Origin of the sequence: Bacillus cereus group sp. Bc031 (genome assembly GCF_027716265.1) — a bacterium.
GTDB lineage: Bacteria > Bacillota > Bacilli > Bacillales > Bacillaceae_G > Bacillus_A > Bacillus_A paranthracis.
The window spans coordinates 83,605-103,576 of the sequence record NZ_JAQFUL010000009.1 but is presented as its reverse complement, the minus strand read 5'-3'; the positions used below and the strand labels follow the sequence as shown (position 1 = coordinate 103,576).

Sequence of the window (19,972 nt, the reverse complement as noted above, 5' to 3'; positions counted from 1 at the left end):
GCTAGGAAACTAGCACGTACGGTGTGAGGTGGGGGAAAAGGTGGAGATTACATCAAAGCCTTACCTATCATCATAAAGATAGATGGTTGTTTGAAGGACTAGACATTCAATTAATTGAAGGAAATGTAGAGCAATTACCTTGTTTACATGATTTATTTGAGTTCGTACTCGGAGAATCGATACTCGCTTTTACAGAAAAAGAAAAGGTTATTTCAGAGTGCTATCGTGTATTACAGAAAGACGGTAAGCTTGTTGTCATTGAAATGATTATTGATAGGCACATTGATAAGGGAGAGGAAGAAAAAATCGCTCAATTATACGGGATGAAAGAACTATTAACAGAGAGCGAGTGGGTACAATTATTTCAGAAAGCAAACTTTAAGCGGGTTACAATTGCTGGCGGTGGTACAATTGCAGAAACGATTTCTGGCTATATAGAAGAGCCGGAATGGAATGTATCACAATTTATTCCGAATGAGTTATATGAGGCATGGGTGCAACATGAAAATGTACGACTTATGTACCAACATATTTTAGGTCATCGTATTTTTATATGTGAAAAATAAAGAAAAAGAGTTGGCTAAAGATAGTCAACTCTTTACTTATGTTAAATGAAAAATAATGCAGCTAATGTAATTCCGAAGATGAAACCAAATCCGAGTTCAACACCCCAGCCACAACCGCCGCCACCCCAGCCGCCGCAACTACCACAACCACGACCACCACATCCACAGCTGCTGAATCCACCACCACAACCAAATCCGCAACTATCACATCTGCTAAGGCCGCCACAAAGGTCGCAACCACCGTTTGCATATGCATCATAGTATCCGAATCCTGAATCAAAAGATGAGTGCTGTTGCACTGGTTCAATCCATACAGAGTCTTTTGTCACATCAATTATTTTGCCTAAATGGATGCGCCCCTCACGATCTTCAATTCGAACGACTTTACCGAAATAACGTCGGCATGTATCATAACATTTTTGTCTATGCATGTTTCTTCTCCTTCCCATTACAGTAATACGATATGTAAAGGGGACAAGTGCGGCTTGTACGAATGCCCTAACTATCATAATTGTTATAGGAAAGGGGAAATATAGGAAGAGGATATATAAGGAGGAAAAGGCATGAAATCTACAGATCAGTTTCAGACATACGAAGTACCGTGGGAAGAATTTATTAAAGCGTTGCGAGAGGAAATGAAGAAGCAAGTAGGGGCAGATATTATTGATACAGTCGTTTGCAATTTAGAAGATGGTTTTGAGGTGTATACATATGTGCAGGGGGACTTGGATTTTGAGTATAAGGAAACGCTGGAAAGGAAATACGGGAGCGATGCAAAAACTCCTAACGTGTTAACAATTATGTTATTAGCTAGCATTTATCGTACAAGTGAAGAGAATATACGCTTGCATGCGGATCATAAAGATAATCCGATTGTTGAAGTGTATGTGAAGAAATGAAACACGCTGTGAAGGCGTGTTTTTTATTTGTCCCGCATTAACGGACAGTAAATTCCCCATCTCAAAATTCAGCGGAAGCAAAGAAGGGAGGCAGGGGATCAATTGGCCGTAAAAGCCCGATTGGTTCAACTAATAATAAGCGGGGGGTGAACCCCCCACTTATTAAAGTTTCACTTTTTATGATAAAATGTTAGAAAATTAAGAAAGATGGTGATGGTTTGAAAATTAAACATCTTAATTTAACAGTTGCAGATGTAGTAGCTGCGAGAGAGTTTTTAGAAAAGTATTTTGGCTTAACTTGTAGCGGAACAAGGGGAAATGGCTTTGCGGTTATGCGTGATAATGATGGGTTTATATTAACGTTAATGAAAGGGAAAGACGTACATTATCCAAAAACATTTCATGTAGGATTTCCACAAAAAAGTGAAGAACAAGTAGATAAGATAAATCAAAGATTGAAGGAAGATGGATTTTTGGTTGAGGCTCCTAAACGTGCACATGCGTATACGTTTTACGTTGAAGCACCTGGTGGATTTACAATAGAAGTAATGTGTTAAGTCAAAAATCAAACTTTTTGTTATGTGTTTTTAAAATAAAAAGTAGGAAAAGTCTGTTTTAAGTGTAAAGCTTAAACAGGCTTTTTTACTTACATTACCGGATAGAAAACGCTAGAAGGAATCATATTCCGTTTTTATAACTGTTTACATAATAAAGTTATGCTGCGTTCGTTGTCCTAAAATACAAGTCATATATCTTGTATCCTCTCATAAATTTAAACATAGGAATTTGTCTACAAAGGTGGCGAAGCCTCATCATGAAAATTCGAATTTGTGCCACATTCATGTTGTTTCTATTTATATGGTTACATCCTTTTTGGACTTTTGCAAAAGGAGAGGAGGCAAAGGAAAGGGTCGTTTCACTTGTATATGATGATTCGGGCAGCATGAGAAATAACGATCGCTGGAAATATGCCAATTATGCTTTGCAAAGTTTAGTTGCGCTATTAGATGAAAAAGATACATTTTCTTACGTTCCAATGAGCAAGCCGAATGATCCATTAAACATTTCGTTAACGAAGGATAAGAGACAAACGGAAATTGAGGGAATTGGAGCATGGAAAACGTATTTAAATACTCCGTTTAGCGCAGTAGAAACGGCGATGCAATCTATAAAAAAGGAAGCAGATATAGATGGAAAACGTGAATTTTGGCTTATTGTCTTAACTGACGGGGCATTTAATGATTTAGAGAAAGATAAGGTTGGCGGAAAAGAACAAATTACACAGAAGTTAGCACAGTTTAAGAAAGAAATGGATGCAAAAAAGATATCGTTACATCCAATTTTAATTACGATGGAAGAGGATTTAGGACAGCAAGAAAAGGCACAACTAAATACGTTTAAAGAAATATGGAAAAAAGAGATAAATGGAGTTACGATGCCATCTAGTGGAGAGGATGGTATTGTAAAAAGCGTCAATCAAGTGGCGGCATTAGTGGCAAATCGTGATCCGTTCTCCTCTGTGGAATCGATTGTAAAAACGAAAGTGGTAGGAAAGAAAGTAGAGATTACAACACCATTTCCGTTAAAGCGTATGACGCTTGTGCGACAATCGCCTTCTTTGTCTAATTATCAGGTCACACAAATTTCTAAACCATTACAATTACAATCTTCTTTTTCCATACATGCACCAGGTGAAGCGAAATTGTTCGGAAATATAGTTCATATCAGTACGGAAAATGAAGAAGTTATTAAACCAGGAACGTATACGATAGAAGTGGATCGAGATATTGAGAAAGAAGGGTTACAAGTACTAGTCGAACCGGCGCTTAATTATACTGTTTCTACTTATGACAAAGAAGATAAGGATAGAAAAAATGTTGAGGAAATGTATGAAGGTGTGACAGCTGTTATTGAAGCAAAGCCTACTGAGTTGCCCGTTCAGTCTTCTTACTTCCAGGCAGAAGTAGAAATAGATGGAAAGCAATATGCGATGAAGTGGGACGATAAAAGACATGTATTTTATTACGAAACGAAGCTTACTAAAGGATTAGTACGTGGGAAAGTTCATATGAACATAAAGGGGTTTTACAGACAAACGAAAGAATTTAAAATCGAAACAACGAAAAAGCCTAAATTATCACTTCAAACTGTCACGAAAGATTATGAAGAAAAAGTAACAAATTTAGAGAATAGTAAACCATTTATTATACAACCACAGTTAGATGATAAGCCGATGACAGAAGAGGCTGTAAAAAAACTATTAAAATCTACTGGTGTCACATCTAAACAATCAATCAACTATGAAATAAAACAGCATGGTAATCAAATTTACATTTATCCTCGACCGCATTACTCCGACACGTTCAATTTTACAGATACCGGCACCGTAGAAGCTACCATCGTAGTGCAGGATTCAAAGTTACAAGAAGTAAAGAAAAACATAAAACTCCACATTCAAGATGCACCGTTTTATGAAAAGTATGCGCTTATTTTTAAGTTTGTTATTCCTATCACTTTATTACTGTTAATAGTAGGAATAATCGTTTTAGGATGGATTGTCCGTCCAAGATTTCACCGTAAAGCATTATTGTATTACGAATGGGATCAAGAGGTAGCGAAAGATTGGTTATATCAATCTGAGCCAGAGTTACTCAAAAATAAATGGTGGAAACATTATTTTGGTATTCCGTATAGAGCAGAAAGAAAGACTGTGCAATCCGTTACGTTTATAGCAAAGAAAGGATCGAAATCGATATTTGTAGCGAAAGAGTCACAAGTAGTAGGAATGATTATTGATGGGATGTTTATAACAGAGGATGAGGTTGGAATGGAACATAAGACACTATATCCAAATGAACTTTTAGTAATTGATAGAGGATATGGTAAGGAGATTTACAAATACGAGTGTGAATAGTAGATGGGGAAAAGAGGAGAGTATTATTTTTCCCTCCTTTTTTCAAACAAGCAAGAATAGGAAGGTGGTTCACATGACGTTACAAGTTCCAACAATATTAATTGGTTTAGGTGGAATCGGTAGTACTGTGACACATCAAATATATGAAAGACTACCTGAGGAGCACTGGAAAAAAGTAGCAATGCACGTATTTGATACAGATGTGAATACATTGAGTAAATTTGATCATATTCGAAAGTTTAAGACGCAAACGAGCTCTAGTAAAACACCTAGGGAGTATATTGCGGGAGATCCGACGATTCCAGAGTGGTTTCCGATGGATCCAACTATACTTGATAAACCATTAACAGAAGGAGCAGGACAGTTACGCGTCATTTCCCGTTTAGCGTTACGTGCTGCGATGAAAGAAGATAAATTAACGTCCTTTTGGCAAGAAATCGAGAAGATTTTTCCAGTTACAAGCGATCAAACGGAATATGGAGTACGTGTCATTATCGTAACATCACTAGCGGGCGGAACAGGTTCAGGAATGTTTCTACAAATTGCATTATATTTACGTGAAATGCTTCGAAAAAAACTGCAACATCACAACATTTTAATACGTGGTGCGTTTCTAATGCCGGATGTGTTAGTGAAGACGAGAACAGTTAGTGCGAAAGAGTTTGAAACGGTGCAAGCAAACGGCTATGCCTCGTTAAAAGAATTGCATGCCATTACGCTCGGTTCTACAGGAGAACTATCCAAACGCGGTGGGGTTACGATTGAATTAGAGTATCGACCGGATCAAGTAGATGAGGATGGGAGAACAAATCACACGATTAAACAACACCATTTACCGTACAATTATTGTTTTTTATACGATTACGAAAATTTACATGGACACCATCTGCATAATTTATCAGATTATATGGAGCAAATGGCAAATACGATTTATTTACAATTATTTAGTCCGATGTCTGCAAATCACTTTGCACAGGAAGATAATCAAATTCAGCAATTGGCAGAATCAAGCGGGAAAGGGCGATATTGCGGGGCTGGAACGGCAAAAATTATTTATCCATATGAGCATGTGTTAAAATATTGTGCTTTAAAATGGGCCGTGCAAGGCTTAGACGAATCGTGGCTTCATTTAGATCAATTGTTTCAAGAAAAGAAACAAAGATACGATCAAGATGTAAAACGTGGTATGCAGCGTGAAAAGCCAGAGCGTGGGAAAAGTTATTTAGAAGACTTAGAACATCTTGCTACTCGTCCAGAACAGGCTCATATTTTTTATAGACAAATGTATAATGAAACGCGTGAAGGAGCAGAGGGTGGTAAGGTCGGTGTTGCGAAATCTAAACTGTTTTTAGAAGCTGTAGAAAGCTATGTACAGCGTACAGTGCAAAAAGACGAGGAATTAAATCGTCTGCAGCATGAGTGTAAAATTTCGGCTGCGAAACTGAAAATGACGGAACAAATGAAAGGTGAAGTAGCAAGGGTGGATCATGCGGTTCGTTTATATGCGTATGCGATTCCGAGCCGCGTACATGAACATGTAACGACGCTTTTATATGACATGATTGAATCAGACCGTTTTTCACCAAGTGGTTCTGAAGGACAGTCATATCAACTAAATACATGGTTTTTAAAGAAAACGGATTCTGTTCATCCAGTAGCAGCTCGTTTTATGTTGTATGAAATTCGAAAGCAGTTAGTAGAGAAAATGAATCGTTTACATGAAAATAATGAACAAAAGCGTAATTTAATTCAAAACTACGATAAGAAATTTAATGTGAGTAACATTGATGGAACGGTAACAGCTGTACGCCGAGTAGAAATTGCGCAACAACAAGGTTGGTTTGGAAAAATGATTAATAACCAGCAGCGTTTATTTAAAAAGGAATTTGAAGATATTGTAACGCAGTATGTACACAAATTAAACGAATACCGTAAAGAAATGCTATTAGAACTCGTGTATCAATCGTTATATCAAGCGGTTAATAAAATGATTCAATATTGGGAAAGATTTTTTGATAATTTACATGAAACACGTGAAAATTTATTGTTTGAAATTCAAAAACGAAGCAAGGAATTTGAAGGGAAAACAAACCCAACGAATGTATACGTATTAGCTGAAGAGAAGTTACAAGAAAAGATATGGCAAGATATGCAACAACATTTAAATTTAGGTGTATTACCGAAAGATATATGTGCAGAAATTTATATGAGCTTATACGGGGAATATTGCCGGGATGCGAAAACAGAAGAGATTCAATCGAAAAAGGTAGAAGACTTTTATCGTGAACACATACTAAGCTATTGTTACGATGAATTACAAATACGTTATCGAGATAAATTAGAGCTGAACATCGTTGAAGCATTAAGAAAAGAAGCGGATTATAAGAAGCGTGATCGTGATGAATATGTTCGTGAAAAAATTGAAGACTTGTTCCATTTAGCAAGTCCATTCGTACCGAAAGTTTCACATCATAGGGAATTACAATATTGGGGTATACATCCATCTTTAAAGAAAGAACTGCAAGAAGAATTAATGCAAGAAATGTTTAAAGAAAAAGATACAGTAAATGAAGCTTTTTCACCATTTGAGGTCATTTGTTATCGTGCGCATTACGGTTTATCATTGCAAGACTTTCCTAAGCTTTCGTCTGGACATATTGCAAATGGATTTATGAATGATAAAGGTGATTATTTTCAGTCTTACTATCGCCGTGTAAACAAGTTGAATAGTAAAAAATCTAGTTTAACGCCGCATTTAGATAAGTATTGGCACTTACCAGCCTTCATGCCAGACTTAAATGCAACGCAAACGAAATTAGATTACGATAAATGTAATCGCGCTCTTCTATACGCGTATATATATCGCTGGATTAGTTTAGTTGCTGTTGATGGTCAATTCGTGTATCAATATAACGGCGTTGGACGTAGTTTCTTAATTCAGTCGATGGGGAAAAATATTTCAAGCGAAAGTTACAAATTGCATAGAGCGTTACTTCATAATCCGTTCATTTATGAAAACATCTTATCCAGATTTGAAGAAGAACAAGAAAAGGCGATGATACAAGGTGGACATTTATATACACATCCATTTGTATTAGGTGCTCAAGATATTAGATGGCTACGTAAAGAGCATGTCCATAATATTTTAGATATGATTTTAATGTATGACCGTGAAGCGAAATATGATCCAACGTTAGAAGAAACTTCTGATGAATTATTAAGGTTATTTCTTGATGAAATTGAGTTATATTTCCAAAACTATTACGGTACAGGTGCCGATATGGTTGCCAAGAAAGAGAAAGAAATGTTTATTAAACAATTGTGGGATCGTTCATACGCGAAAGGATACGTAGATCCAAATAGTGCTCCTTATAAAAAGTGGCAAAATTTATTAAGCGTTCATGATGAAGAGGAAACGCCAAAAACGAATGTATAATGAATGAATAGGGAATCCTTAAAAGTGGCAATACAACTTTAGAAAAGAGGGATTCCGATGCCGTTTTTAGGAAGTATATATCAAATATTTGGATTGTATCCAGAAATTTATTATGGGATGATTTCAGCTGAAATTGCGGAGCAGCAAAGATTGGAACAAGCGGAAAGTGAAGAACAAGAAACAGAAGTGTAACTGTATAAGAAGCTTCAAAATAAAAATGATAACACGCTACTTACTCTTTAAACGTATAAGAGCAAGTAGCGTGTTTTTTGCTATTTAATAATCCCATTTTCTAAAATTTTAATCGTAGGTGCTACTTTCACGTTAGCTTTTGAAAAGACACTCGGCCAATCGTCTTCAACTTTTTCCCATTCTTCATATTGAAACGCTCTCGCATAATCACCAAATCCGAATGGATCAAGCTGCTGTTTTTGAATGTTGTGGATTAAATCGTTCAAATCTTTGTTTAGTTGTTTTGTAATAAGAGAAGTTAATTTCTTTCTATCTTTGTCTATATCCATATTGAATGTAAGTTCAGATACAGCAATTTTTAAATCCATTTTAACATTAAATTTGAAGTGGTTATCGCTATAGTCTGTATGGATATCACGATTCATGCTATGAACATTTATTGTTACGAAATCGCCGCCATCGGTATCTTTTAAATCACTATTACTTTCGACTGAAGTAGAAGGGATTTTCAATGTAAGCGAAACCGGTGTATTCGCTTTCTTTTGTAACAAAAGAAGAAGGGCGCTTTCATAACGATTTAATGACATTTTATAAATTCCGCGAGAAGTTAATAGCGCAGAACCGGTAACGATAACATCTTTTTTACCTTTTTTTATTTCTGAAATAGCAGGTGTTATACCCTTATTAAAAGTTTGCCTATGAAATTCATGGAATGTCGTAAAAACGGTCCGATTGTACAGTTTGTTCGTATTAATTAAATCTGTTAAATACTCGGGAAGGGCAGGCTTATCTTTAAAGTTATTATATATAACTGAAGAAATTGGACCGTCTACTGCAACCATACGCATGTTTCCGGTATTTTTAGGATCACGATACCAAACATCAAGGTAAGGCATAGCCCCTTCTTGTTTTAAAAAATTTGTGCTAAATAAAATGAGCTGTAACTTTTCTGTAGATACTAAACCGCCACTTGAACTATTAAACGTTGCTTTTGCTTCTCGAGGTGTACTTACTTTCGCTTCATGTGTTTCGTACTTTTTTTCTACGTCTTCATTAAAAATAGGGTTTACGTGGTACACAATTAATTTTCCTTTTGCTTTTGCGTCAAAGCCGTAAATTAATGAAATTGATTGTTTTTCTAAGTCTAGCCGATCTCCACAGCCTGTTAAAAAGGTTATGAGAAAGTAAAGTATAGTGAAATGAATAAAGCGTCTCATTTAAATTTTTCTCCTTTTCCAATGCTGATAAAGTGTCATGTATAAGAGAAATACGACTGGAAACAGAAAAACGATAAAATAACTGGCAGTTCCCCAAAAGTCTCGCAAAGCACTTATTTGGTAAGAGGAAGGGATATAAAAGAATAAGACAACAATACACCCGAATAATAAAAACCAAATAGGTAAGGAACTCCCTTTTTTGTTAAGTAATTGATTGATTCCATCTGAAGCGGTAAATATGTAAGGAATGCAAGAATCAAAAATAATGAAGAGATAAAAAGATAAAAAAATAATTTCAAACCGTTCCAGAAATGAAAAGTGAAATGGTGTAACAAGAGAAAGGGTGGGCCATAAAAACTTTGTTATACCATCTGGACTAAAATAAACGAAAGAAACGAACGTGACTTGAAGATAGAGAAATAGTGTAATTAAATTTGCGATAACAATCCCTTTTTTGGCAGAGGATTTGTTATTCAAATAAGGATAAAGGATAAATGCAAACTCAAATCCAAGAAATGCAATAATAGTTGATTTTACGGTGTTTAAAACTGGTATCCAGCCCTCTTTAAGAAGAGGGAGAAGGTATATCCAATGCCCATCTTTAAGAGGGATAAACAATAGCAAAGGCATCCACAGTGTGAAAAACACAGTGAAAACAGCGTAACGACTTATAATAAGAACGCCTTTACATGCGAGCATAAGCATGGGAATAGATAGTAAAATCATAATTAAAAACATTGGAGTTCTAGGTAAAATCCAAATGTGAATAACGTATAAGAGGGAAAAAATTAAGGAAATAGCTGCAAGGACAGCATATAAAATCCAAAAAATCATTCCTGCTCTTCCTAGCCACTTCCCAAGATAACGAGTCAGCACATCAAGTAAAGTATACCCAGGATGCTTTTCCATAATTTTTACAATACATAGACTGACTAAAGTAGTGATAGCGCATCCAATAATAATAGAAATCCATCCATCTGTATTCGCCCCTTGTACAACTTCACGAGGAAGTGTAAGGACACCGAATCCTACTTGAACACCACTAATCGTTAAAATGTATTGAAATAAACTAATCTCCCTCTTTGCACGCTTTGTCACTTCTCTTCCTCCGTTCCTTCTATATCGCGTTGTCGATTCTCTTGTTTTAAGTTAAGGGATAGTGGACGCTTCTTCATTATTTTCCATGGTAAACGTATAAGAATATCTTTTAAATCCGAAGCAAATAACGGAGAAAAAGGACTACCATAAGGAACACCGAGAGATTCCATAGAAAGTATATGAATAATAATGATTACCATCCCAACCATAATGCCAATGACACCAAATAAAGAGGCAATTATCATCATTGGGAAGCGAAGAAGTCGAATTCCTGCAGACATTTCTAGATTAGGGATGATGAAAGAAGCGACTGCAGTAATAGATACGACGATAACCATGACATTACTTACTATTCCTGCTTGAACTGCAGCTTGTCCGATGACAATCCCTCCTACGACGCCAATGGTTTGTCCAACGGGACCCGGAAGCCGAACTGCAGCTTCGCGGAGCATTTCAAGTACTAATTCCATCAAAAGTGCTTCTAATATAGGAGGAAAAGGAATTTTAGCTCGAGATTCTCCAATCGTTAACAATAATTTAAGTAGAATCACTTCATAATGAAAGGAAATCATAGCAATATAAAGAGCAGGAGCAAAAATTGCAATAAATAATCCAGTGAAACGAAGTAATCGTATAAAAGATGGAATCATTGGCCTGAAGCTGTAATCATCTATCGTCTGAAAAAAAGCTGAAAAAGTCATTGGTCCAATTAATACGCCTGGTGAACGATCTACAACAACAGCAATTCGCCCATCTAGAATATGATGTGCTGTTGTGTCAGGGCGTTCAGTTATTGATAATTGCGGAAAGAGAGTAAAGGAATTATCTTCAACAAACCCCTCTAATTCACCAGTAGTAAGAATCGCATCCACTTTTACTGATTCGATACGGGATGCCATTTCTTTTACGACATCTTCGTCCGCAACATCTGCTAGATAAAGCAAAAAAACCTTTGAAGTAGCTCGTTCACCAACAGTGAATTCCTTCACTTTCAATTCGCGATTTGGAATATATCGACGAATAAGTGCAAGGCTGTCGCTCGCTACTTCATTAAATCCTTCGTGTGAGCTTTTTATGGAGCTCTCTGTTGTAGGCTCTTCAATGCTCCTTTTTGGTGCCGCTTGCGTATCAAGCTCTAAAGCGGATAATTGCCCGTTTATAAATAAAATACTTTTGCCGTGTAAAAGAGATTGTTCAATGTCTGTCCACTGCTCAATCTTTTTAATATTTCCGATAGAAACAGAGGCTTCCCAAAAATCGTCTTCATTCCACTCTTTAAATAAGAGAGGACGAAGGATGTTTACGTTAATAACAGTTTTGTCTACAAGTCCTTCCATATATATAAGTGCAGCTTCCTGTCCGTTTTTTAATGGAAAATTGCGTGTTATTAATTCTGGAATACCGCTAAACAGTTTGGACAAGTGCTTTAAATTAAGGGAAAGGGAAGAAGAAATAGATATATTTAATGTGTGATCAGCTTGCTCTTGGTTAGAAAAAGATTTTTCACCACGAATCCATTTATTAAAAGACCCCATTTGTTTGCTTACTCCTTGTTATGTTTTATCCCGATTGGTGAGGGCTGATTAAAGTTTCACTTTATATGGGTTATTATGGATAGTTCCATACGGACATATGCGTAGTTTAAATTTTATATTGTATATTTTTAACTTTAACGCTATAATTATAGTGTTAAAGATGGAATCGTGATATGACCTGTTATGACTCTATCGTTTTATTTATGAATAAATGGATTGGTATTTTAGCAAGATGTGCTAATAAACTACTCCACCATGATAATAACGTGCCGAAATGTGGTGCGTATATTTTCGTGGTGGAGTTTTTTTATTCTCAAAAAGGGGGAAAGACCATGAATAACAACATGGTTCATATTACAATGGACGGAAAAAAGTATACAGCGGAGCCCGGTTCAACGATATTGGGTGTTATAAATGAGAACGGGATTGAACATCCGCAAATTTGTTACGTGCCAGAAGTAGATCCTATTCAAACATGTGACACTTGTATTGTAGAAGTTGACGGAAAGTTAATGCGCTCTTGTTCGACAGTAGCGACAGAAGGTATGAACATTGAACGTAATTCTACTCGTGCGAAAGAAGCACAAACAGAGGCGATGGATCGGTTACTAGAAAATCATTTATTATACTGTACAGTATGTGACAACAACAATGGGAACTGTAAACTGCATAATACGGCAGAATTAATGGAAATTGAACATCAAAAATATCCTTATGAACCGAAAGTAGATGTAAGTGAAGTTGATATGACGCATCCGTTTTATCGTTATGACCCGAATCAATGTATTGCATGTGGTCAATGTGTAGAGGTGTGTCAAAACTTACAAGTAAATGAAACATTATCGATAGACTGGGAAGCGGAACGCCCACGAGTGATTTGGGATGAAGGAGTAAATATTAATGATTCTTCATGCGTTAGTTGTGGTCAATGTGTAACCATTTGTCCTTGTAACGCTTTAATGGAGAAAACGATGCTCGGTGAAGCTGGATTTATGACGGGACTAAAGCCAGATATTCTTGAACCGATGGTAGATTTAATTAAAGAAGTAGAGCCTGGATATAGCGGTATTTTTGCGGTATCAGAAGTGGAAGCGGCCATGCGTGATACTCGTACGAAGAAAACGAAAACAGTATGTACATTTTGTGGTGTAGGTTGTTCATTTGAAGTGTGGACGAAAGGGCGTAAAATTCTTAAAGTACAACCTTCTTCTGATGCGCCAGTTAACGCAATTTCTACTTGTGTAAAAGGAAAATTTGGTTGGGATTTCGTAAATTCTAAAGAACGAATTACGAAACCTTTAATTCGTAAAAATGGAACGTTTGTTGAATCAACATGGGAAGAAGCGTTGAATGTAGTTGCAAGTAAATTAGGATCGATTAAAGAAGAGTACGGTAAAGATGCTATCGGTTTTATTTCTTCATCTAAAATTACGAATGAAGATAATTATGTGATTCAAAAATTAGCTCGACAAGTATTTGAAACGAATAATATTGATAACTGCTCACGTTATTGTCAATCACCAGCGACAGACGGATTATTCCGTACAATTGGTATGGGCGGAGATGCTGGAACGATTAAAGATATTGCACAATCTGGTCTTGTTATTATTGTAGGTTGTAATCCGACAGAAGGTCATCCTGTTTTAGCTACACGTATTAAACGTGCACATAAATTACACGGACAAAAATTAATTGTGGCTGATCTTCGTAAAACAGAAATGGCAGAGCGTTCAGATGTCTTTATTAGTCCAAAACAAGGAACAGATCAAGTATGGTTAATGGCTGTTACGAAATATATGATTGATCAAGGCTGGCACGATCAACGATTTATTGATGAGAATGTAAATTTCTTTGAAGATTTCAAAGAGAGCCTTACAGCATATACACTTGAATATGCAGAAGAAATGACTGGTATTTCAAAAGAAACACTGATTCAAATGGCTGAAATGATTCGTGATGCAGATGGTACATGTATCCTTTGGGGAATGGGGGTAACGCAAAATACAGGTGGATCTGATACTTCCGCTGCAATTTCAAACTTACTACTTGCAACAGGTAATTATCGTCGTCCAGGCGCTGGTGCATATCCGCTTCGAGGTCATAATAACGTACAAGGTGCTTGTGATATGGGTACTTTACCAGGATGGCTTCCTGGATATCAACACGTTACGAACGATATGGAACGTGCGAAATTTGAAATGGCTTATGGAGTGAAAATTAATAGCGAACCAGGTCTGAATAATATTGAAATGCTTCACGCGATTGACGAAGGGAAAATGAAAGCTATGTATCTTGTCGGAGAAGACATGGCTCTTGTAGACTCTAATGCGAATCATGTACATGAAGTATTATCAAGCCTTGATTTCTTCGTTGTGCAAGATGTTTTCTTATCTAAAACGGCTCAATATGCAGATGTTGTATTACCAGCAGCGCCATCTCTTGAAAAAGAAGGTACGTTCACAAATACAGAGCGTCGTGTTCAAAGACTATATCAAGTTCTTCCTACGCTTGGAGATGCGAAGCCAGACTGGTGGATTGTGCAGGAAGTTGCGAATAAATTAGGTGCAAACTGGAGTTATAGTCATCCAAGTGAAATTTTTGCTGAAATGGCAAGTTTATCACCACTATTTTCACAAGCAAACTATGAAGTATTGGAAGGATGGAATAGTTTCCATTGGGGAAGTTTTGATGGAACGAATACACCGCTTCTTTTCCAAGATGGATTTAACTTCCCGGATAAAAAAGCTCGTTTTGCGATTGCTGACTGGGTGCGCCCAGCTGAATTCCCAGCTGAGTTCGACCTTCATATTAACAATGGTCGTATGCTTGAGCACTTCCATGAAGGGAATATGACAAATAAATCAACAGGTATTCAAACGAAAGTGCCTGGCGTTTTCGTTGAAGTTTCTCCAGCACTTGCAAAAGAACGTGGAGTAAAAACTGGTTCATTAGTCCGTCTTGTCTCTCCGTTTGGAGCGTTAAAATTACGTGCACTTGTAACAAATCGTGTAAAAGCGAATGAGTTATATTTACCGATGAACTCTACAGATAATGAAACAGCAATTAATTTCTTAACAGGTCCTGCCGTTGATACGCGTACGAACACACCTGCTTATAAACAGACGAAAGTGCGTATGGAAGTGCTGGAAGTTGATGGCGAAAATCCGATGCCAAAAGCGAACCCGCGTAATAAAAAACGTCATCCTCAATCTGGTATTGAGGTACATCGTAAGTGGGCACGTCCAGGGTATGTGCATTTAACGGATAAGTAGGAGGAGAAAAATATGGCTGCACCTATAAAAATGATTCAAAAACAAGAATTAACTGAGGAAGAAATAAAACAGAAAAAATTAGACGATTTAAAAGAGCTTCTAGCTAATAATGAAGACGCTCTAAATCAAATGTTTAATATAGTAGGGGAATTGAATGATATTGGCATGCTAGAAGCAGCAAATTCTATGCTAAAGGCGAAAGAACCAATCGCAAAGATTGTTCTTGGTCAAGTGACTCGTGAGCCCGTTACAAATTTAATTAATAATATGATGGGGGCTGCGGGTGCTTTAACAGAACTTGATCCGGAGCTTACGAAAAAGCTTATAGGTAGCTTATTAGTAGGGCTAGAAAAAGGTAATGAACATCTAGAGAGTAATAAAAAAGTAGGGGTATTCGATCTTATGAAAGTATTGAAAGATCCAGACATTAACCGTGCTATCGGGTTTGGGCTTCATTTCTTAAAAGGTATGGGAAAAGGATTAAAAGAAGAATAAACTTCATGAAGTGAACCCTTTCGCCCAAATGTTTGTACGAAATAGTTTGGGCGGAAGGCTCATTTTGGTAAAATATATAATAAAGTAAAATGAGGTTTTTTGGGAGGTATAATTGTATGTCAAAAAAAGTACATGAATTTAATGATATGATTCGAAAACTTCGAAAGGAACTTTTCGGAAAAGGGCCAGAACGAATTCATACTGTTTTTGCTGAAAATATGGCGATTGCGACTCTTTACGGAAACTTAACACCTACTGAAAAATTCATTTCAAGTACAATGGACGGTGCGGAAATGGTTCATATGGCTAGAACGAAAATGATTCAAGAAGTGTATGCTGCAAATTCCCGTGAACATTTGGAGGAACTTGTTGGAGCGAAATTAGTGAATTTGTTTTCAGATATGAAAGTAGAAGAAGATATTGCAGTTTCGGTATTTGTTTTTGATAAAAATATAACGTGAGAGAAGGATACTGATCGTGAAACCGATACAGGTAGAAAGAGAAATCTTTCGTTATGAACAAGGGGCGTTTAAACATATAGAGGACAGCATTGTAACAGAGTTTCCAGTCACGATTAAAATGAACGGACAGGAGTTTGTTACAATGGTTAGTACTCCAGAATATATAGAAGATATGGTAATAGGCTTCTTAGCATCTGAAGGAATCATTCGGAAGTATGAAGATATTGATGACATATGGGTACAAGAGAAAGAAGGATTTGTACATGTCACGACGGCAAAAGTAAATCCGTATTACGAACAAATGCAAAATAAACGTTATATTACTTCATGCTGTGGTATGAGTAGACAAGGATTTGTTTTTGCGAATGATGCATTAAGTGCAAAGAAAATGAATGGCGTCCATGTACAAGTTACTGCAGAAGACTGTTTTCGATTAATGAAAGAAATGCAGCAATCTGCGGAGACATTTCGTCATACAGGGGGCGTTCATAATGCATCTTTGTGCAATGTGAATGGTATTATTTTAAGTCGAATGGATATCGGAAGGCATAATGCGTTAGATAAAATTTACGGTTATTGTTTAAAAAATAATATTTCTATAAGAGATAAAATTATTGTTTTTAGCGGTCGTATTTCTTCGGAAATATTATTGAAAGTTGCAAAAATTGGTTGTGAAATTATACTGTCAAAATCAGCTCCAACTGAGTTGGCTTTACAGCTAGCTGAAGAATTAGGTATTACTACGATAGGATTTATTCGGAATGAATCCTTAAATGTATATACGCATCCGGAGCGTGTTTTAAATATAAACTAAGTAAAAGCGAGGCAATAAATATGAAATCTGTCACATTAGACAAACTACAACGTCCGTTAAAGGATTTACGTATTTCAGTTACTGATCGCTGTAATTTTCGCTGTCGATATTGTATGCCAGAAGAAATATTTGGTCCTGATTACTCGTTTTTGTCTAATGATAAAATTTTATCTTTTGATGAAATTGAAAGGATAACGCGTATTTTCGTTTCTTTAGGTGTTAGAAAATTACGGATTACAGGCGGAGAACCGTTACTTCGAAGAGGTCTTCCGCAGCTTATCGAGCGCCTGAATAAAATAGATGGTGTGGAGGATATCGGTTTAACAACTAATGGATCGTTACTTAAAAAGTTTGCTCCTGATTTATATAAGGCGGGTTTATCACGTGTGACAGTTAGTTTAGATTCCTTAGAAGAAGAGCGGTTTTTCTATTTGAATGGTAATAGAAGCAAAGTACAAAGGGTTCTGGAAGGAATACAAGCTGCAGCTGAAGTCGGTATGAAAATTAAAATAAACATGGTCGTTCAAAAGGGGAAAAACGAACAGGATATCTTGCAGATGGCGCAATACTTTAAGGAAAATAAACATATTCTTCGTTTTATTGAGTATATGGACGTTGGAAATTATAACGGTTGGGATTTAAAAGAGGTTGTCTCTAAACAAGAAATAGTAGATACGATTCATCAAGTTATGCCATTAGAACGAATAGAAGCGAATTATGCAGGAGAGGTTGCGACTCGCTATCGTTATATTGGAAGTGATGAAGAAATAGGTATTATTTCATCAGTAACAGACTCCTTCTGCTCCTCATGTACGAGAGCTCGTATTTCTGCAGAAGGAAAATTATATACTTGTTTGTTCGCTTCTAAAGGAAATGATTTGAGAGAACTGCTTCGATCAGAATACACTGACGAGGAAATAACAGATGTCGTACGCGATATATGGAACAAACGAGAAGATCGTTATTCAGATGAACGCTTAAGTCATACAAGAAAAAAAAGAGCACCTAAAATTGAAATGTCACATATTGGTGGTTGATATATATAAGTGACAATATGATGAAGTATATACAAAATGGAAGATGTGCAATGGTTGTAGATTTTCTATTTTATAGTAAAAGTGATGGTTGATCTCTCTGTAAAAGATGTGCAGAGAAATTAAGCAGCATTCAAAAACCTTTATTTTGAGGAGGTTTTTTGAAGCTGCTTTTTTATTTGGAGAAAATGGAGGAATTAGTAATGGCATTTCATAAACCGGAACAAATTGCTGAGCTTGTCATTGAGGCCGGTGTTCAAAAAGTAAGTCAGACCTTGCCAGCAATGCTTATTCTCGGTTTTTTAGGAGGAGCGTTTATTTCGCTAGGTTTTTTACTTAACATTCGCGTTTTAGGTAATTTGCCTGAGCGCTGGGGGAGTTTAGTAAATGTTTTAGGAGGAGCGGTTTTTCCTGTTGGACTCATGCTCGTTGTATTAGCGGGAGGAGAATTAATTACCGGAAATATGATGTCACTGTCTATGGCGCTATATGCAAAGAAAATTACATTGGTTAGTGTGCTAAATAACTGGATTTGGATTACTTTCATGAATTTTGTAGGAGCTATTTTCGTAGCGTATTGTTTCGGTCATCTTGGCGGATTAACAGAGGGGGATTATTTAAATAAAACGGTAGCGATAGCAGAAGGCAAGTTACATGAATCTTTTGGAAGAACTTTAATTTTAGCAATTGGGTGTAATTGGCTCGTTTGTTTGGCGCTTTGGCTTGCTTATGGGACGAGTGATTTTGTCGGAAAAATAATCGGAATTTGGATTCCCATTATGGCATTTGTAGTGATTGGATTTCAGCAAGTGGTAGCAAATATGTTTGTCATCTCAGTAGTTATTTTTGCAGGTCATCTCACATGGATGGATCTTGCTAAAAATTTTGTTCCTGTCTTTATCGGAAATGTAATTGGCGGGGCTGGTTTTGTTGGATTTGCGTACTTTGCTTGTTATCAAAAACAACATTCTAATATGAAATAGAGTTCGTGAGAGGAAGGGTATATGTAATGGCTGAGCGGTATTCACGACAACATTTGTTTAAATCAATTGGGAGTAGAGGGCAAGAAAAAATTCGAAATAAACATGTGTTAATTGTAGGAGTAGGCGCATTAGGAAGTGCAAGTGCCGAAAGTTTCGTACGTGCAGGTATTGGCAAGTTGACGATCATAGATCGTGATTACGTTGAATGGAGTAATTTACAAAGGCAACAATTGTACTCTGAACAAGATGCAAGAGAGAAATTGCCAAAAGCAATCGCTGCTAAAAATCGGTTAGAAAAACTTAATTCGGAAGTACAAATACATGCTTTCGTAATGGATGCGTGTGTAGAAAACTTGGAAGGGCTATTAGAAAATGTCGATGTAATCATTGATGCAACAGATAATTTCGATATCCGATTTATAATAAATGACTTATCACAAAAACATAATATCCCGTGGGTATATGGTTCTTGCGTTGGCTCGTACGGTATGAGTTGTACAATTATTCCGCAAGAGACACCTTGTTTACATTGTGTGCTGAAGAACGTTCCAGTTACAGGTGTGACGTGTGATACAGCTGGAATTATTAGCCCGACTGTACAAATCGTCGCAGCATATCAAGTGGCGGAAGCACTCAAAATTTTAGTAGAAGATTTTGCAGCAATTAGAAAAACATTTTCCATATTTGATATATGGAGTAATCAAAACCATTTTATAAAACTAGGGAAAATCAAGACAGACAATTGCTCTTCATGCGGTTTGAATCGCATTTATCCTTATTTATTATACGAAAATCAAACGAAGGTAGCTGCTTTATGCGGAAGAAATACAGTTCAAATTAGACCAGTTGACAATAGAAAATACAATTTTGATGATATAGAAAAAGTATTAAAAAAAGTGGGGGAAGTAAATCGGAATCCGTATTTACTATCTTGCCAATTAGATGAGTACCGCATCGTTGTTTTTCGGGATGGTCGTGTTTTTATTCATGGCACAAATGATATTTCGAAAGCGAAACAACTATATTATCGCGTATTCGGCTAATAGAAAGGGTTGT

General features: G+C 36.5%; 16 protein-coding genes and 1 pseudogene. 13 read left to right on the top strand and 4 right to left on the bottom strand.

The features are described from left to right. Positions 1-74 precede the first annotated feature (74 nt). Positions 75-566 (top strand): annotated as a pseudogene (locus tag PDQ33_RS06000) (class I SAM-dependent methyltransferase); the annotation flags it as partial. 41 nt (positions 567-607) lie between these two features. Here PDQ33_RS06000 and PDQ33_RS05995 read toward each other — a convergent pair. Continuing rightward, positions 608-997: a hypothetical protein gene (locus PDQ33_RS05995; RefSeq protein ID WP_000555003.1), complete on the bottom strand. Its 390-nt coding sequence runs from the start codon at positions 995-997 to the stop codon at positions 608-610. Between the two features lie 132 nt (positions 998-1,129). On the opposite strand from PDQ33_RS05995, the gene PDQ33_RS05990 reads away from it, so the two are divergent. From PDQ33_RS05990 to PDQ33_RS05970, 5 genes are all read left to right on the top strand, one after another. Next, the gene (locus PDQ33_RS05990; RefSeq protein ID WP_000842911.1) at positions 1,130-1,465 is read left to right on the top strand and encodes a hypothetical protein; all 336 of its coding nucleotides are present in this window, start codon (positions 1,130-1,132) and stop codon (positions 1,463-1,465) included. A 218-nt stretch (positions 1,466-1,683) separates the two neighbouring features. Further along, positions 1,684-2,022, top strand: coding sequence for a VOC family protein (locus tag PDQ33_RS05985; protein WP_219913164.1), 339 nt, complete (start codon positions 1,684-1,686; stop codon positions 2,020-2,022). Between the two features lie 257 nt (positions 2,023-2,279). After that, on the top strand, positions 2,280-4,379 hold the full coding sequence (locus PDQ33_RS05980) for a vWA domain-containing protein (RefSeq protein WP_219913163.1): 2,100 nt from the start codon (positions 2,280-2,282) through the stop codon (positions 4,377-4,379). Positions 4,380-4,452: 73 nt separating this feature from the next. Then, a complete protein-coding gene (locus tag PDQ33_RS05975; RefSeq protein ID WP_270755063.1) occupies positions 4,453-7,815 on the top strand; it encodes a tubulin-like doman-containing protein in 3,363 nt (1,120 codons plus the stop codon). 57 nt (positions 7,816-7,872) lie between these two features. Beyond that, the gene (locus PDQ33_RS05970; protein ID WP_001116168.1) at positions 7,873-8,007 is read left to right on the top strand and encodes a hypothetical protein; all 135 of its coding nucleotides are present in this window, start codon (positions 7,873-7,875) and stop codon (positions 8,005-8,007) included. Between the two features lie 80 nt (positions 8,008-8,087). On the opposite strand, the gene gerSC is transcribed toward PDQ33_RS05970, so the two are convergent. From gerSC to PDQ33_RS05955, 3 genes are read right to left on the bottom strand one after another with little or no spacing between them, the layout of a single operon-like run. After that, positions 8,088-9,224 carry a spore germination protein GerSC gene (gene gerSC / locus PDQ33_RS05965; RefSeq protein ID WP_270755062.1) on the bottom strand — a complete coding sequence of 379 codons (1,137 nt, stop codon included), beginning with the start codon at positions 9,222-9,224 and terminating at the stop codon, positions 8,088-8,090. Further along, the gene (locus tag PDQ33_RS05960) at positions 9,225-10,322 is read right to left on the bottom strand and encodes an endospore germination permease (RefSeq protein WP_270755060.1); all 1,098 of its coding nucleotides are present in this window, start codon (positions 10,320-10,322) and stop codon (positions 9,225-9,227) included. After that, positions 10,319-11,857 carry a spore germination protein gene (locus PDQ33_RS05955; RefSeq protein ID WP_270755059.1) on the bottom strand — a complete coding sequence of 513 codons (1,539 nt, stop codon included), beginning with the start codon at positions 11,855-11,857 and terminating at the stop codon, positions 10,319-10,321. The genes PDQ33_RS05960 and PDQ33_RS05955 overlap by 4 nt, the downstream gene beginning before the upstream one ends. Positions 11,858-12,189: 332 nt before the next feature. On the opposite strand from PDQ33_RS05955, the gene fdhF reads away from it, so the two are divergent. The 7 genes from fdhF (at position 12,190) to PDQ33_RS05920 (ending at position 19,959) form a co-directional block, all read left to right on the top strand. Then, positions 12,190-15,129, top strand: a complete 2,940-nt coding sequence (gene fdhF, locus PDQ33_RS05950; RefSeq protein ID WP_270755058.1) for a formate dehydrogenase subunit alpha — start codon at positions 12,190-12,192, stop codon at positions 15,127-15,129. A gap of 12 nt (positions 15,130-15,141) precedes the next feature. Beyond that, complete coding sequence (locus tag PDQ33_RS05945) at positions 15,142-15,624, top strand: DUF1641 domain-containing protein (RefSeq protein WP_000729889.1); 483 nt, start codon at positions 15,142-15,144, stop codon at positions 15,622-15,624. Positions 15,625-15,740: 116 nt separating this feature from the next. Continuing rightward, positions 15,741-16,085 carry a DUF2294 domain-containing protein gene (locus PDQ33_RS05940; RefSeq protein ID WP_000039582.1) on the top strand — a complete coding sequence of 115 codons (345 nt, stop codon included), beginning with the start codon at positions 15,741-15,743 and terminating at the stop codon, positions 16,083-16,085. A 16-nt stretch (positions 16,086-16,101) separates the two neighbouring features. Then, on the top strand, positions 16,102-16,899 hold the full coding sequence (gene fdhD, locus PDQ33_RS05935) for a formate dehydrogenase accessory sulfurtransferase FdhD (RefSeq protein ID WP_000802675.1): 798 nt from the start codon (positions 16,102-16,104) through the stop codon (positions 16,897-16,899). Between the two features lie 20 nt (positions 16,900-16,919). Next, complete coding sequence (gene moaA, locus PDQ33_RS05930) at positions 16,920-17,936, top strand: GTP 3',8-cyclase MoaA (protein WP_270755057.1); 1,017 nt, start codon at positions 16,920-16,922, stop codon at positions 17,934-17,936. 200 nt (positions 17,937-18,136) lie between these two features. Then, complete coding sequence (locus PDQ33_RS05925; protein WP_270755056.1) at positions 18,137-18,916, top strand: formate/nitrite transporter family protein; 780 nt, start codon at positions 18,137-18,139, stop codon at positions 18,914-18,916. A gap of 26 nt (positions 18,917-18,942) precedes the next feature. Beyond that, a complete protein-coding gene (locus tag PDQ33_RS05920; RefSeq protein ID WP_061131686.1) occupies positions 18,943-19,959 on the top strand; it encodes a molybdopterin-synthase adenylyltransferase MoeB in 1,017 nt (338 codons plus the stop codon). The last annotated feature ends 13 nt before the right edge of the window (positions 19,960-19,972 follow it).

Coding starts and splice junctions, on each gene's coding strand:
- PDQ33_RS05925 (WP_270755056.1), top strand. CDS start 18,137: ATGGCATTTCATAAACCGGAACAAATTGCTGAGCTTGTCATTGAGGCC.
- PDQ33_RS05975 (WP_270755063.1), top strand. CDS start 4,453: ATGACGTTACAAGTTCCAACAATATTAATTGGTTTAGGTGGAATCGGT.
- PDQ33_RS05990 (WP_000842911.1), top strand. CDS start 1,130: ATGAAATCTACAGATCAGTTTCAGACATACGAAGTACCGTGGGAAGAA.
- gerSC (WP_270755062.1), bottom strand. CDS start 9,224: ATGAGACGCTTTATTCATTTCACTATACTTTACTTTCTCATAACCTTT.
- moaA (WP_270755057.1), top strand. CDS start 16,920: ATGAAATCTGTCACATTAGACAAACTACAACGTCCGTTAAAGGATTTA.
- PDQ33_RS05980 (WP_219913163.1), top strand. CDS start 2,280: ATGAAAATTCGAATTTGTGCCACATTCATGTTGTTTCTATTTATATGG.
- PDQ33_RS05970 (WP_001116168.1), top strand. CDS start 7,873: ATGCCGTTTTTAGGAAGTATATATCAAATATTTGGATTGTATCCAGAA.
- PDQ33_RS05955 (WP_270755059.1), bottom strand. CDS start 11,857: ATGGGGTCTTTTAATAAATGGATTCGTGGTGAAAAATCTTTTTCTAAC.
- fdhF (WP_270755058.1), top strand. CDS start 12,190: ATGAATAACAACATGGTTCATATTACAATGGACGGAAAAAAGTATACA.
- PDQ33_RS05995 (WP_000555003.1), bottom strand. CDS start 997: ATGCATAGACAAAAATGTTATGATACATGCCGACGTTATTTCGGTAAA.
- PDQ33_RS05940 (WP_000039582.1), top strand. CDS start 15,741: ATGTCAAAAAAAGTACATGAATTTAATGATATGATTCGAAAACTTCGA.
- PDQ33_RS05920 (WP_061131686.1), top strand. CDS start 18,943: ATGGCTGAGCGGTATTCACGACAACATTTGTTTAAATCAATTGGGAGT.
- PDQ33_RS05945 (WP_000729889.1), top strand. CDS start 15,142: ATGGCTGCACCTATAAAAATGATTCAAAAACAAGAATTAACTGAGGAA.